15 protein-coding genes and 1 riboswitch are annotated in these 12,671 nt (G+C 67.6%); of the genes, 6 read left to right on the forward strand and 9 right to left on the reverse strand.

Features of this window, described 5'->3' with window-relative positions:
* Positions 1 to 25: 25 nt before the first annotated feature.
* Positions 26 to 1,048: a thiamine ABC transporter substrate-binding protein gene (locus tag IE173_RS09045; protein ID WP_229842002.1), complete on the reverse strand. Its 1,023-nt coding sequence runs from the start codon at positions 1,046 to 1,048 to the stop codon at positions 26 to 28.
* Positions 1,049 to 1,089: 41 nt separating this feature from the next.
* A riboswitch (TPP riboswitch) is annotated at positions 1,090 to 1,190 on the reverse strand.
* A 170-nt stretch (positions 1,191 to 1,360) separates the two neighbouring features.
* Here IE173_RS09045 and IE173_RS15490 point away from each other — a divergent pair.
* Both IE173_RS15490 and IE173_RS09050 read left to right on the forward strand, forming a co-directional pair.
* Complete coding sequence (locus IE173_RS15490) at positions 1,361 to 2,194, forward strand: polysaccharide deacetylase family protein (RefSeq protein ID WP_229842003.1); 834 nt, start codon at positions 1,361 to 1,363, stop codon at positions 2,192 to 2,194.
* A gap of 13 nt (positions 2,195 to 2,207) precedes the next feature.
* Positions 2,208 to 2,717, forward strand: coding sequence for an EXPERA domain-containing protein (locus IE173_RS09050; protein WP_229842004.1), 510 nt, complete (start codon positions 2,208 to 2,210; stop codon positions 2,715 to 2,717).
* 16 nt (positions 2,718 to 2,733) lie between these two features.
* Here IE173_RS09050 and IE173_RS09055 read toward each other — a convergent pair whose 3' ends face one another.
* The 4 genes from IE173_RS09055 to IE173_RS09070 all read right to left on the reverse strand — a co-directional run bounded on the left by IE173_RS09055 (position 2,734) and on the right by IE173_RS09070 (position 6,626).
* A complete protein-coding gene (locus tag IE173_RS09055; protein ID WP_191283152.1) occupies positions 2,734 to 3,534 on the reverse strand; it encodes an ABC transporter permease in 801 nt (266 codons plus the stop codon).
* Positions 3,535 to 3,542: 8 nt separating this feature from the next.
* A complete protein-coding gene (locus IE173_RS09060; RefSeq protein ID WP_191283153.1) occupies positions 3,543 to 4,412 on the reverse strand; it encodes an ABC transporter permease in 870 nt (289 codons plus the stop codon).
* Between the two features lie 64 nt (positions 4,413 to 4,476).
* Positions 4,477 to 5,658, reverse strand: coding sequence for an ABC transporter substrate-binding protein (locus tag IE173_RS09065; RefSeq protein WP_191283154.1), 1,182 nt, complete (start codon positions 5,656 to 5,658; stop codon positions 4,477 to 4,479).
* A gap of 44 nt (positions 5,659 to 5,702) precedes the next feature.
* Positions 5,703 to 6,626, reverse strand: coding sequence for an ABC transporter ATP-binding protein (locus tag IE173_RS09070; protein ID WP_373298463.1), 924 nt, complete (start codon positions 6,624 to 6,626; stop codon positions 5,703 to 5,705).
* 214 nt (positions 6,627 to 6,840) lie between these two features.
* On the opposite strand from IE173_RS09070, the gene IE173_RS09075 reads away from it, so the two are divergent.
* Both IE173_RS09075 and IE173_RS09080 read left to right on the forward strand, forming a co-directional pair.
* The gene (locus tag IE173_RS09075) at positions 6,841 to 7,590 is read left to right on the forward strand and encodes a FadR/GntR family transcriptional regulator (RefSeq protein ID WP_191283156.1); all 750 of its coding nucleotides are present in this window, start codon (positions 6,841 to 6,843) and stop codon (positions 7,588 to 7,590) included.
* Positions 7,591 to 7,592: 2 nt separating this feature from the next.
* Complete coding sequence (locus tag IE173_RS09080; protein WP_191283157.1) at positions 7,593 to 8,306, forward strand: cache domain-containing protein; 714 nt, start codon at positions 7,593 to 7,595, stop codon at positions 8,304 to 8,306.
* An 8-nt stretch (positions 8,307 to 8,314) separates the two neighbouring features.
* On the opposite strand, the gene IE173_RS09085 is transcribed toward IE173_RS09080, so the two are convergent.
* The 3 genes from IE173_RS09085 to IE173_RS09095 are packed head-to-tail and all read right to left on the reverse strand — an operon-like array spanning position 8,315 to position 10,353.
* Complete coding sequence (locus IE173_RS09085) at positions 8,315 to 9,157, reverse strand: glycosyltransferase family 2 protein (protein WP_191283158.1); 843 nt, start codon at positions 9,155 to 9,157, stop codon at positions 8,315 to 8,317.
* Positions 9,158 to 9,166: 9 nt separating this feature from the next.
* Positions 9,167 to 9,685, reverse strand: coding sequence for a GNAT family N-acetyltransferase (locus tag IE173_RS09090; RefSeq protein WP_229842005.1), 519 nt, complete (start codon positions 9,683 to 9,685; stop codon positions 9,167 to 9,169).
* Positions 9,686 to 9,717: 32 nt separating this feature from the next.
* The gene (locus IE173_RS09095; protein ID WP_191283159.1) at positions 9,718 to 10,353 is read right to left on the reverse strand and encodes a M23 family metallopeptidase; all 636 of its coding nucleotides are present in this window, start codon (positions 10,351 to 10,353) and stop codon (positions 9,718 to 9,720) included.
* Between the two features lie 221 nt (positions 10,354 to 10,574).
* On the opposite strand from IE173_RS09095, the gene IE173_RS09100 reads away from it, so the two are divergent.
* Complete coding sequence (locus IE173_RS09100; protein WP_191283160.1) at positions 10,575 to 10,787, forward strand: hypothetical protein; 213 nt, start codon at positions 10,575 to 10,577, stop codon at positions 10,785 to 10,787.
* The gene (locus tag IE173_RS09105; RefSeq protein ID WP_229842006.1) at positions 10,784 to 12,094 is read left to right on the forward strand and encodes an acyltransferase family protein; all 1,311 of its coding nucleotides are present in this window, start codon (positions 10,784 to 10,786) and stop codon (positions 12,092 to 12,094) included. The genes IE173_RS09100 and IE173_RS09105 overlap by 4 nt, the downstream gene beginning before the upstream one ends.
* Here IE173_RS09105 and IE173_RS09110 read toward each other — a convergent pair.
* On the reverse strand, positions 12,091 to 12,645 hold the full coding sequence (locus IE173_RS09110) for a hypothetical protein (protein WP_191283161.1): 555 nt from the start codon (positions 12,643 to 12,645) through the stop codon (positions 12,091 to 12,093). The two genes, IE173_RS09105 and IE173_RS09110, sit on opposite strands and share 4 nt — an antisense overlap.
* Between the last annotated feature and the right edge of the window lie 26 nt (positions 12,646 to 12,671).

Consider the following 12,671-nt stretch of genomic DNA (forward strand, 5'->3'; position numbering starts at 1 on the left):
CGCCCGCGGGATTGGCGGATTAGTGTCACGGGGTCGCGATCGCCGCCCATTCGCTGATCCAGCGCTCGCGGTTCGCGTCGATCTCGGCGGGGTCGATCACGTAGGGGTCGGTCGCGATCTCGGCGTATTCGGCCCAGGTCTCGGGCAGGGTCGCCTCGGAGTTCACCGGGAAGACATACATGTTCTCGGGGATGTCGTTCTGCACGACGGTCGAGAACAGGAAGTCGACGAGCTGCCGCGCCTCGGCGGGGTGCTCGGTGCCGGCGATGACTCCCGCGTACTCGGTCTGCCGGAAGCAGGTGTCGAGCAGAACCCCGGTAACGCCGCTCTCGAACGGCGGCGACGACGCATAGGACACGACGAGCGGCCGGTCGCCCTCGCTCGACGGTCCCGAGAAGTCGACGTAGTAAGCATCGCTCCAGGATGCGGCGACCTTCACCTGGTTGTCGACGAGCGCCGACCAGTAGTCGGGCCACCCGTCGCCGTACGCGGCGATCGTCGCGAGCAGGAACGCGAGGCCGGGTGACGACGAGTTCGCCGCCTCGACGACGAGCAGCCCCTCGTACGCCGGGTCGATGAGGTCGTCGAGGGTCGCGGGTTCGGCCAGCCCCGCCTCGGTGAACCACTCGTGGTCGACGTTGACGCACACGTCGCCCGAGTCGATCGGGGTGAGGTACTCGCCACCCGACCCCGCCGGAAGGAGGAAAGCATCCTCGGCCTCGGTCAGGTCACCCGACACGTACTCCTCGAGCACGCCGTTGTCAGCTGCGCGTGACGCGAAGGTGTTGTCGATGCCGAACACGACGTCGCCGAGCGGCGAATCCTTCGTGAGCACGAGCTTGTTCACCAGCTCGCCGGCGTCACCGCCGGACTGCACGTCGACGACGATGCCGGTCTGCTCGGTGAAGGCCTCGAGCGTGCCCTCGCTGAGCGCGAACGAGTCGTGCGTCACGAGCACCAGGGTGGTCGGTTCGTCGGGCGGGGTGGTGCAGCCCGCGAGGACGAGAGCGGATGCGGCAAGCGCCGCCAGGGGGATGAAACGTTGCACTGTACGTGCCCTTTCGATCGGTGAAGGGGCACGGGCGGACGACATGTCCTGAGAAGGCCTCCCTGCGCCGGCATGATCCGGATCAGGTTCGACGGTCGAAGCTTGGTTGCTTCCTCTCAGCCCGGCACACCGGACTCCCGTGTTCGGGGCGAGCTTATCAAGCTCGCGTCCGGCACCAACTCGACCAACAGGCATCCACGGATCGAGACTCCGCGGTGACCGTCTACTGGTGAGGGAATCAGCGCGGGTCTACAGTGTGGTCGATCGCGAGCAAGCGAGGCATCCCCATCCTTCGCCCGAAGAAGGTGACCCGTGAACCGCAGAGCCTTTCTGCGTGCGCTCGGCTTGAGCGCGCTCGGCGTCGGGGTCAGCACGGCGGCCATCGAGGGCGGGCTCGCGCTCACCTCCATTCCCGAGCAGGGCCGACGCCTCAGCGCACCTTCGCATCGGCGCCCGGTCCCGGCCACGGTCGAGCCCCCCGCCCTCCTGCCGCCCTACTTTCCTACGCCGCAGCTCGCCCGCATCCCCATCCCTGGTGGAGCGATGTACGGGCTTCCCGGGGAAGGGAACCTCATCGCGTTCACGATCGACGACGGCGCGTCGAGCGAGGTGGTCGGGGCCTATGCAGAGTTCGCACGGCGGTCCGGGATGCGGCTGACCTTCTTCGTCACCGCGCAGTATCCCTCGTGGACCGAGCACGCGGCGGCGTTGCGACCCATGGTGGAGTCGGGGCAGGTCCAGATGGCGAACCACACGTTTTCGCATCCCGACTTCCTGAAGTCCAGCGATGGACGCATCCGTGAGGAACTCGAACGGTGCGGCGACTTCATCCGCTCGACCTTCGGCGTCGAGGCGGCGCCCTACTTCCGTCCGCCCTACGGCAACTACGACGGCCGGGTGCTGTCCGCGGCACGGTCGGTGGGCTATCGGCAGGCTGTGCATTGGTACGGGTCGGTCGGCGACTCGGGGCCGATATCGGATGCCAACATGTCGATGCTCATCGACCGCTGGTTCTTGCCACAGCACATCGTCATCGGTCACGCCAACGTCGGGACCGTGCTCAACCATTTCGACGAGATCGCCGCCACGATTCGGAATCGCGGGTTGCAGCCGATCACGCTCGACGATCTGTTCGTACGAGCGTAGTTACACTGGCGCCGTGACTGCGACCCCCGTCGAGAACCTTCCGCTGCGCAAACGCCCCATCGACATCTTCTTCGCAGTGATGTTCTCGCTCTTCATCGTGACGTCGTGCATCGCCGACATGCTCCCCACCCTCGGCGTCGACTTCACCCGGCCCGACGGCACCTTCCTGGTCGACTCGAACTACTGGTACGCCCACGACGCCGACCCGCTGTTCATGAACCCGCCCGTGTGGATGCGCATCGTCACCGGGCTGTCGGCCTTCGTCTATCTCGCGTTCTACCTCGTACTCGTGCCGTCTCTCATCAGGGGATGGAATCGCATCCAGCTCCCCGCCGTGATCTACGCGACGATGATCGCGAGCATCACCGGCATCATCGTGTTCGGCGTGGAGTTCTTCGGCGAGCCGGAGTTCCAGACGCAGAACCCGGCGAAGTTCCTCGCCTTCAACCTGCCCTACGTGCTCATCCCGCTGCTGCTGCTCATCCGGATGCGCAAGCCGCTCCCCTTCACGCGCACGTTCTGACCCGTCACAGCTCGGCTCAGTGCTGCGCCTGATCGGCCCCGGCAAGACGCTGCGCGAGCCAGATCGGCACCACCGAGACGGCGACCAGCATGACGGCGATGACGCTCACGATCGGTGCCTGATTCGGGCGGAACAGGTTCTCGAAGATCCAGATGGGCAGTGTGGTGACCCCGCTGCCCGCGGTGAACGTCGTGACGATGATCTCGTCGAACGACAGCGCGAAGGCCAGCAGGCCGCCCGCAAGGAGGGCGGACCTCAGCTGCGGGAAGGTGACGAGGCGGAACGTGGTCCAGATGCCGGCCCCGAGGTCGGCCGAGGCCTCCTCGAGCGACGTCCCGGTGCGACGCAACCGCGCGATGACGTTGTTGAACACCGTGACGATGCAGAAGGTCGCATGGGCCACGATGATCGTGAAGATGCCGAGTCGCACGTCGATGATCGTGCGGAAGAAGTTGTTGAGCGCGATGCCCGTCACGATTCCCGGCAGCGCGATCGGCAGGATGACCAGGAGACTGACGACGTCTCGCCCGAAGAACCGGTAGCGCTGCAGAGCGATGGCCACGAGGGTTCCGAGCACGAGCGAGATGGCGGTCGCCCCGAGCGCGATCTGCACGCTCGTGCCGATGGCCTCGAGCGCGCCGACGTTGCGGAAGGCGCGACCCCACCACTCGAGGGTGAAGCCCGGTGGCGGCCAGGTGAGGGTCGTGGAGGTCGAGAACGAGTTGACGAGCACGACCCCGAGCGGCAGATAGATGACCGCGAGCACGAGCGTCGTCACCGTGGCGAGGACCGCCCGGGCCGTGCTGCTCAGTCTCATCCCGGCACCTAGAGATTCTCGAGAGCGCCGGAGCGGCGCGCGGCGGCGAGGTAGACGATCATGATCGAGATCGGGATGAGCGCGATCGCGGCGGCGAGGGGCAGGTTGTTGGCCGCCCCGACGTTCGTGTAGACGAGGTTGCCGAGCATCTGACTCGCGCCCCCGACGATGTTGACGGTGATGTAGTCGCCCAGCGAAAGCGAGAAGCTGAAGATCGATGCCGCGATGATCGCGGGCTTCAGCATGGGCAACACCACCGACACGATGGTGCGCCACGTCTTCGCGCCGAGGTCTCCCGACGCCTCCAGGAGTGAGTTCGGAACGCGCTCCAGCCCCGCGTAGATCGGCAAGATCACATACGGCAACCACAGGTAGGCGAGCGTGAGGACGACCGCGGGCAGTCCATAGCCCGGCGTCTGCCCGCCGAACGGTTCGACCACACTCGCCCACACGCCGCCTTCGGAGAGCACCGAGCGCCAGGCATACGCCTTCACGAGGTAGCTCGCCCAGAGCGGCATGAGGACCGCCACGACGAGGATGCGTTGCAGGCGTGGTCCGGCGACCTTCGCCATGAAGAACGCGATCGGCAAGGCGATGAGGATGTCGACGACGGTCACGAGCAACGCGACCCCGATGGTTCGCAGCGTGACCGTCTGGTAGAGCGCACCGGTCACGACATCGACGATGTTGTCGAACGTCCACTCGATGCGCACCTCCCCCGTAAACGAGTCCACGGTCCAGAGCGCGGTGACGAGCAGTGCGGCGAGCGCGACGATGTAGACCGCGCCGAGCCAGAACAGCGGAGCCGTGAGCAGGAGGATGAGTCTCGCCCAGGAGAACCTGCTCAGGAACACCGAGATCCGGCGCGCCGGAGTCATCCGCGGTTGCGGGACCCCGGCGCGCGTGGGTGTCGGCGTTGCCGCACTGCTCGTCACGATGAGATCAGCCCTTGATCTCCGACCAGGCTTCGGTCCACGCCGCGTAGTCGACGCACTCGACGTCGGTACGACCGTCGACGCAGTCGGCGATCGGCGTGGTCCAGTACCAGATCTGCGACGCGTACTCCTCGTCGCCCGCGTGGTACGCCTCGCAGTCGTCGCGGAAGTCGCACGCGGCTTCGCTCGACGGTGCTTCACCGAAGTACGCGGTCGCCTGGGCGTTGACCTCAGGGCTCGCGATCCAGTCGAGCCACGCGTAGGCGCAGTTCGGGTTCTCGGCGTCGGAGGTGATCATCCAGGTGTCCGACCATCCGGTCGCACCCTCTTCCGGCAGCACGACGGCGGTCGTGGCTCCCTCTCCTTCGAGGACGTTCTGGATGACCTGCCATGTGGTACCGGCGACGGAGTCTCCCGTCTGGAAGGCCTGGATCTCCTTGAGGTAGTCCGACCAGTACTCACCGACATGCTCGCGCTGGGCTTTCAGCAGATCGACGGCGGCTTGGAACTGCTCCTCATCGAGGGCATACGGGTTCTCGATGCCGAGCTCGGGTTGATGTGCCATCAGGTAGACCGCCGCGTCGGCGATGTAGATCGGCGAGTCGTACGCGGTGATCTTGCCCGAGTAGGCGCTCGCCCCGTCGAACACGACGTCCCACGAGGTGGGTGCCGGGTTGACGACCTCCGTGTTGTAGAGCAGGAGGTTGGCGCCGTAGCCGTGCGGCACGCCATAGGACTGGCCGTCGACCGAGTTCCACTCCTGTTCCTTGAGGAAGTCGAACACCCCGTCGTAGCTAGGGATGAGGTCGGTGTTGACCGCGGCGACGTCGCCGGCTGCGATGAGCCGCAGCGTCGCGTCACCCGACGCGGCGACGACGTCGTACCCGCCCGAACGCACCAGGTTGACCGCTTCGTCGGAGGTGCCATAGGCCTGGGCGTCGACCATACATCCGGTCTCATCCTCGAAGCCCGACACCCAGTCGACGGCCGGATCGTTGCTGCCGTCTTCGACATAGCCGGGCCACGCGAGGATCGAGACGGAGCCCTCGAAGTCGCCCAGCTCGGTCGGAAGGCCCCCGTCATCACCCCCCGGTCCCGAGGCGGTGCCGCAGGCGGTGAGAAGCGCGGTCGTCGAGACGATCGCGAGGGCGGCGAAGATCGCCGACCTCCGTGATGCCGTGTTGCGCATTGCGTTCTCCTTCTCTTGATGGGTGGAACTGGAGGTGAGCATGCTCAGCCGACCGATCCGAGGCTGACGAGATCGGCGGTCGCGAATCGGGCGAGGACGGCATCTCCGCGCCGGTCGTGGTCGGCGCGGGTCGTGACGTTCTGCTCGAGCACGGTGAGTCGACGTCCGTCCGCCAGTTCGACGAGCAGTCGGGTCGCGGTACCGAGGTAGATGACCTCGGCGATCGTGCCCGGCAGCGACACGATGCCGGCCGTCGCTGCGGTTCCCGGCGCGGCGAGGACGATCTTCTCCGGCCGAATGGAGGCGGTGCCCGAAACTCCGAGCAGCGCATGCGCCGCGGACTCCTCGAAGATGTTCGACGTGCCGACGAACGACGCCACGAACGGGGAGGCCGGGCTCTCGTAGATCTCGGCCGGCGTGCCGAGCTGCTCGATCCTGCCGGCGTTGAACACGGCGATCCGGTCGCTCAGAGTCAGCGCCTCCTCCTGATCATGGGTGACGAAGATGAAGGTGATCCCGAGGGAGCGCTGCAGCTCCTTCAGCTCGACTTGCATCTGCTCGCGCAGCTTGAGGTCGAGGGCGCCGAGCGGCTCGTCGAGGAGCAGCGCCTTCGGCTGCACGACGGTCGCCCGCGCCAGGGCGACGCGCTGGCGCTGACCGCCGGAGAGCTGGCTGGGTTTGCGATCGCCGAAGCCGGCAAGGGCGACCGACTCGAGGGCCGCGAGCGCGATCTCCCGCCGACGAGCTCGCGGCACGCCGCGCACCCGAAGGCCGTAGGCCACGTTCTCAGCCACCGTCATGTGCGGGAACAGGGCGTAGTCCTGGAAGACCGTGTTGATGTCGCGGTCGAATGGCGCGCGGTCGGTCACATCCACCCCGCGGAGCTCGATCGTTCCGGAGGTCGCCGTCTCGAAGCCGGCGATGAGTCGCAGCACGGTCGTCTTGCCCGACCCCGAGGGGCCCAACATGGAGAAGAATTCGCCCTCGGCGATGTCGAGGTTCAGATTGTCGACAGCGACAACGGAACCGAATGACTTCGTCAATCCGGTGAGGCGGATCGCTGGTGTCGTCGTGATCGCTCCTCGGGGGAAGGTGTTCCGATAAGGGAATCATATGGAAGCAGATGTCAACAACGCATCGGGCATGTTACGGTCAGGTCACGAACGCTGAACCGGGAAATCCATGCCGCAGTCCATCCGCGTCACGACCGCCGCGCGAGCGGCTGTCTTCGCCCCGATCGCGGGCGGCGGTCGAGCCGAGCTGGTGGCTCAACGACTGAGCGACGCGATCGATCTGGGGCTGCTCAGCGGCGGCGAGAAGCTGCCGAGCGAAGCCGCCATGGCCCGGCAGTTCGGGGTCGCGACCGTGACCGCTCGCGAAGCGCTCGAATCCCTGCGCGATCGCGGCTTGGTCGAAACCCGTCGGGGTCGTGACGGGGGCAGCTTCGTGATCGCGAGCGGTTCCCGGGCGGCGCGCATCGCGCGCAGGGTCGCGAGTCTGTCTCGGGTCGAGCTGCGCGACATGGGCGTGCACTATGCCGCGATCGCCGGGGCGGCCGCCGAACTCGCGGCCGACCGCGCGACCGATGACGACATCAGCCACCTCCGGGAGGCCGCAGAGGCCGCGGACCCCGACGACGAGACCTCGGCACGCCGTGCAGAGGGAACGTTCCGGCTCGAAGTCGCCGCCCTCTCCCAGTCGGCGCGGCTGGTGCGCGAGGAGCTGCGACTCCAGGCGGAGTTCGCGCCGCTGCTGTGGTGGTGTCTGCGCGACCGCACCGAACGATGGAACAGCCGCAACGAGCACCTCGCCGTGGTCGCCGCGATCGAGTCCCTGGACGGGATCGAGGCACGGCGACGCACTGTCGCCCACATCGGCGGCGCCATAGAGTGGCTGCTCGACCAGAAGACCGCTCTCGAGGCTGGGGACTGACGATGCCCACGACGCTGGATGCCGCGGTGCGGGAGTGCGTCGACGCGATCGACCGCACCTTCGGTGGGGTGTTCGCGCGGATCGACGCATGGCGCACGCTGATCGAGGCCTACGTCGATCAGCACGACGGGGCACCGACCGTCGACAGCATCGACCGGCTCGTCGAGTCGATCACGGTGCCGGAGCTCTCCGTCGACGGAGCGCTCGTGATCGGGGCGGGCTTCGTTGCGACCCCAGGATTCCTGCCCGACGCGGAGTGGCACCTCGCCTGGTGGCTGGGGCACTCCAACACGTTCGGCGTCGGTTCGGCCGACCCCGCGATTCGGCGCCTGCTCGCCGAAGAGAATCCGGAGTCGGAGAGTTTTCGCGATTACACGACACTCGAGTGGTGGCGCGTTCCGACGACGACCGGCGCCCGACACGTCACCGGCCCGTACGTCGACTACCTCTGCACCGACGACTACACGCTCACGCTGACGATGCCCGCCTACCACGGCGACCGGCTGATCGGTGTCGTCGGCGCCGACCTCTACGTGAACGACGTCGAGCGTGCCCTCCTGGCCCACCTTCGCGGCCTTGAGGCCGCAACGGTCGTCAACGCGTCCGGTCGCGTCGTGGTGTCGACCGATCCGCATCGCCCGACCGGGTCGCTGCTACGCACGTCCGGTGAACGCATCCCGTGTGCCACCGTCGGGGTCGCCCTCGTGCTCGGGTGACGGACCCCTCAGCCTGCCCAGGCGGAGGGGCCGACGCCGCCGCCTTTGAGCGACTTCAGGTGCTGCTGGCGCATCAGCTTGCCGAGCGGGTAGATCGCCGAGAAGACCACCATCGGCGCGCGCAGGGCGGGGTTGAAGATGTTGTGGCGGTCATAGGTCTTCTCCCACCGCATCACGTAGCGGAGGTAGTCCATCGGGTTCGCGTCGAGGCGGCGCGCCGACATCCCTGACACCATCTTCGAGCCGTAGACGATCTTGTGGCCACGGTCGAACAGGTGGATGCCGAGGTCGAGGTCTTCGTGCATTTCGATGTCGGCGTCGTTGCAGACGTGGTCGCGGATGTCGCGCCACGCGCTGGCCCGGATCGCCATGTTGCTGCCGAACACGAAGTGGTACTCCTTCGTGAGTTTCAGCAACGCGCGGCGCATGTTGTCGTCCGCTCGCGCCCCGAATCGCCGCAACGGCATGTCGTAGTAGATCATCGGGCCGGTCGCCGCTCCGACCGTCGGGTCGCTGAAGATGCGTTTCACCTCGGCGACCCACTCGGGTTCGAGAATCGAGTCCGCGTCGATGCGACCGAGGACCTCGCTCGTCGCCGCGTTGAAACCGGCGTTGCGGGTGGGGGTGATGCCCTGCTCGTCGTTCTGGTCGACGATGACCAACGGAGCGTCGGGGAACTCGGTCTTCAGCGCCTTCAGCATCTTCGCCGTCGAGTCGGTCGACTTGTTGTTGACGACGATGATCTCGTCGGCGGGCACGGTCTGCTCGAGTGCGGCGACCACGCAGGCGCGGATCGTGCGTTCCTCGTTGTACGCGGGGATGACGATCGAAACGGTCGGTCCACCGGTCATGGCGCCACCCTATCCCGCCCCGATGTCGCCGTCGTTCGCGGCGACGGGCCGGGCGAGCAGCGCGACTTCGTTCGCCCCGCCCTTGGTCTGCTGTCGCCCCACCTCGACGAATCCGAGGCGGGCGTGGAAGGCGAGCGACCCGGGGTTCGGCGGGCGCACGTTCACCTCGCAGGTGATCTCGCTGGCGCCGTCGGCGCGGGCGGCATCCTCGACGGCCCCGTAGAGCTGCGGTCCGATCCCCTGCCCCTGCAGGCGGGAGGCGAGCACGATGCGATCGACGTAGAGGAAGTCACGGGATCGAGCGCTGAACCATGCGTAGTTCTCGCTCGCGTACGACAGGCCCGGGGCGAGCGCCACGATGAAGCCGGCGGGTCGCCCGTCGTCGACGACCAGGGTGAGCCGGCTCTGCCCGATCAGGGCGGCGAGTTCCTCGGCCGGAGTGACCGGCACCGCGGGGTAGGCGGCGTCGTTGACAGCGACGAGCTCAGCCAGGTCGGCGGGCGTATACGGGCGGATGTCGACGGCCACCGGTTCAGGCTAACGGCGGGTCGCCGCTCGCGTCATTCGACGATGTTGACGTGTTCGCGCATCCAGGGCAGCGGGTTGATGAACGTGCCGTCGCCGGTCTGGATGACGAAGTGCAGGTGCGCTCCGAAGCTCTGGCCGGTGTTGCCGACCCGTCCGATCACCTGGCCACGTTCGACCCGGTCGCCGATCTCGAGCGTCATCGAGCCGGACTGCATGTGGGCGTAGGCGCTGCGGTAGGTGACCCCGTCGACGTCGTGCTCGATGGTGACGTGCACGCCCCACGATCCGTCGGCGACGGAGGAAGCTACGACGACGCCGTCGGCGATCGCCTCGATCGGAACTCCGGCGCCGGGGGTGAAGTCGATTCCGCTGTGCATCGTCGAGCAGCCCTCGCAGGAGCGGTAGCCGAAGAACGACGAGATGGTGGTGTTGGCCGGGAGCGGCCATTGCACCACGGTGTACTCGGTGATGGCGAATTCGTCACGCTCGGGCTCGAGAACGGCGACGGCGTTCGCCCAGGATGCGGAGACTTCGAAGGACTGGGCGGTGGCGTCGATCTGCGCCTGCTGAATGGCGGCAACGGCCGCGGGAACGGTGAGGGCGCCGATTCCGGCAAGGCATAAGCCTGCCACCGACGCCGTGAGAACACGGCGGAAGAAGGGGTTCATTGTGGAACAGAGCTTTCGGGTCCAGGCCATCCCGGAACGGATGACGGATGGCGCGACGGCCGTCGACCATGCTCACCCGTCTCCCTGGACGAGTCCTGGCAAACCCCTGGCGATCCCCGCAGAGGCTGAATCCTCGGTGAATTCTGTGCAGACCCCCTGGTAGGGGCCGGACGACGGTGCTGGGATGGGATCAACCCGGGTGACACGGGCGGAGGTGGGCGATGGAGCTGAATGTGGTGCCGGCGATCGAGGGCGTCTTCCGCGTCGTGGTCGACGGGGAGCCGGTGGGCTATGTGGTCGAGGTCGGGCGCGTCTTCGTGACGTTGCGCGGACCCGTCTACAACACCTCGATCGAGGTGGGACAATCCCTCGAGTTCGAGGCGGCCGTGCGGCTGCTGGCGCGAGAGAAACTCGCCTCTAGAGTGGGCGGGTGACGAAGCGGTCTGACCCGACGATCCCCCGCGACGCTTCGGCGATCTCGTCGCTCGACCTGTCGAAGCGCGACCTGACGCTCGACCTCGCCCGCGTCTTCTGCGTGCTGTTGGTCGTCGTCATCCATCTGCTGTTCATCGGGGTGGGCCGGGATGCCGACGGCGACCTGGTGATCTCGCGGCCCCTCGAGGAGCAGCCGTGGTTCGCGGGCGCCACGTGGGCGGGTCAGATCATGCCGCTGTTCTTCGTCGTCGGCGGGTTCGCCAGCATCACCGCGTGGCGCAGCACCGTGCGCCGCGGAGGCACCGCGGCCGACTACGTGAAGACGCGGGTGTTGCGGCTCGCCCAGCCGTCGCTGCCGCTGTTCCTCTTCTATGTCGTCGTCATCGGCGGGGCGACGCTGCTCGCGATCGCGCCCGAGCTCGTCGCCACTGTCGTCGAGGGGGCCGGATCCCCGCTGTGGTTCATCGCCGCCTACTGCCTGTGCCAGGCGCTCGTTCCGGTGATGGTGCGGCTGCACGCGCGGGCCGCGGGGCCGACCCTCGCGGTGCTGCTGCTCGGTGTCGTGGCGGTGGATGCCGCCCGCTACGGCTCCGGCGTGACGCAGCTGGGCTACCTCAACATGGTGTTCGTCTGGCTGCTCGTGCAGCAGATCGGATTCTGGTACGCCGACGGCTGGTTCGCCCGCCGTGCCTGGTGGCAACTCGTCGTCATCGCCGCGGTCGGATATGCGGCCCTCGTGCCGCTGACGACCGTCGGGCCCTATGACACCGACATGCTCACCAACCTCAACCCGCCGACCCTGCCGCTCGTGCTGCTCGGCCTCGCGCAGGCGTGCGTGCTGTGCCTGATGCGTCCCACGCTCGCCCGGCTGATGGCGACCCATGCGGCTCGGGCGGTGGTGTTCCTCGTCGGTACCCGCCTGATGACGATCTACCTGTGGCACTTGCCGGTCATCATCGTCGTCGCGGGTCTCGGGCTGCTCATCCCCGGGGCGAGCCCCGAGCCGGCGTCGCCCGTCTGGTGGTGGTCGCGCATCCTCGTCTACCTGCTGGTGCTCGGCATCCTCTTCGCCCTGTCGCTCGTCGTGGGGCGCTTCGAGCAGCCGCGCGAGATCGGACCCACCCCGCCGGTCGGGGTGGTCGCCCTGGCGACGGCGCTCACCTTCGTGCCGCCGTTCCTGGTGATCGAGTACTTCCTCGACCTGTGGCTCGCGGTCGCCGGAGCGGCCTGCTTCTCGGTCGCGATCCTGCTGCTCGGTCGCTGGCCGCAGCGCGCGAAGAGCGCCGAATCGAAGGTCGCGGGCTAGAAGCCGAAATCTCCGCCGAAGTCGCCGCCCCCGAAGTCACCGCCGAAGTCACCCCCGGCATCCGCCGAGGCATCGCCGGAGTCGGCGCTCGCGTCGGAGCCGGAGTCGGCGTTCGCGTCGGAACTGGAGCCGCCGTCCCACGGCAGGAACGCACTCACGAGCGCGGAACCGATGACATAGCCCGCGACGGTGCCGAGCAGTGTGCTGCCCACCATCGAGCCGAAGCTGGGGCCGGCGAGACTGCGCTCGAGCGAGCCCGGTTCGCGCATCTCTTTGCGCGTCGCGGCGCGGGCGAGGGTGGCTGGTTCGCTCGACAGCGGACGCTCCCCCGTCGCCGAACCCTTGGACAGCTCTTCGTAGACGAGGGCGCGCTGCGCGTCGCTCAGCTTCGAGAACGCTTCGGCGTGAACCTGTTCGATCGTCTCGGGCGGCGCCGTGCGCAACAGGTAGCGGTAGCGTTCGACGGCTCGCTCATCCTCGGTCGGCGGGCGGCGACGCGGGGCGGCCGACGTGTCGTCCTCGGTGCCGAACAGCCTGTCCAGGAATCCCATAGCGGGAACGATACGGACGGCGTCTG

It is taken from the genome of Pseudolysinimonas yzui (assembly GCF_014653215.1).
GTDB classification, from domain to species: Bacteria; Actinomycetota; Actinomycetes; order Actinomycetales; family Microbacteriaceae; genus Pseudolysinimonas_A; species Pseudolysinimonas_A yzui.

Excerpts from the sequence above, each read along its gene's own strand:
- IE173_RS09055 (WP_191283152.1), bottom strand. The coding sequence starts at position 3,534 with ATGAGACTGAGCAGCACGGCCCGGGCGGTCCTCGCCACGGTGACGACG.
- IE173_RS09060 (WP_191283153.1), bottom strand. The coding sequence starts at position 4,412 with ATGACTCCGGCGCGCCGGATCTCGGTGTTCCTGAGCAGGTTCTCCTGG.
- IE173_RS09065 (WP_191283154.1), bottom strand. The coding sequence starts at position 5,658 with ATGCGCAACACGGCATCACGGAGGTCGGCGATCTTCGCCGCCCTCGCG.
- IE173_RS09070 (WP_373298463.1), bottom strand. The coding sequence starts at position 6,626 with ATGTTGGGCCCCTCGGGGTCGGGCAAGACGACCGTGCTGCGACTCATC.
- IE173_RS09075 (WP_191283156.1), top strand. The coding sequence starts at position 6,841 with ATGCCGCAGTCCATCCGCGTCACGACCGCCGCGCGAGCGGCTGTCTTC.
- IE173_RS09080 (WP_191283157.1), top strand. The coding sequence starts at position 7,593 with ATGCCCACGACGCTGGATGCCGCGGTGCGGGAGTGCGTCGACGCGATC.
- IE173_RS09085 (WP_191283158.1), bottom strand. The coding sequence starts at position 9,157 with ATGACCGGTGGACCGACCGTTTCGATCGTCATCCCCGCGTACAACGAG.
- IE173_RS09095 (WP_191283159.1), bottom strand. The coding sequence starts at position 10,353 with ATGAACCCCTTCTTCCGCCGTGTTCTCACGGCGTCGGTGGCAGGCTTA.
- IE173_RS09100 (WP_191283160.1), top strand. The coding sequence starts at position 10,575 with ATGGAGCTGAATGTGGTGCCGGCGATCGAGGGCGTCTTCCGCGTCGTG.
- IE173_RS09110 (WP_191283161.1), bottom strand. The coding sequence starts at position 12,645 with ATGGGATTCCTGGACAGGCTGTTCGGCACCGAGGACGACACGTCGGCC.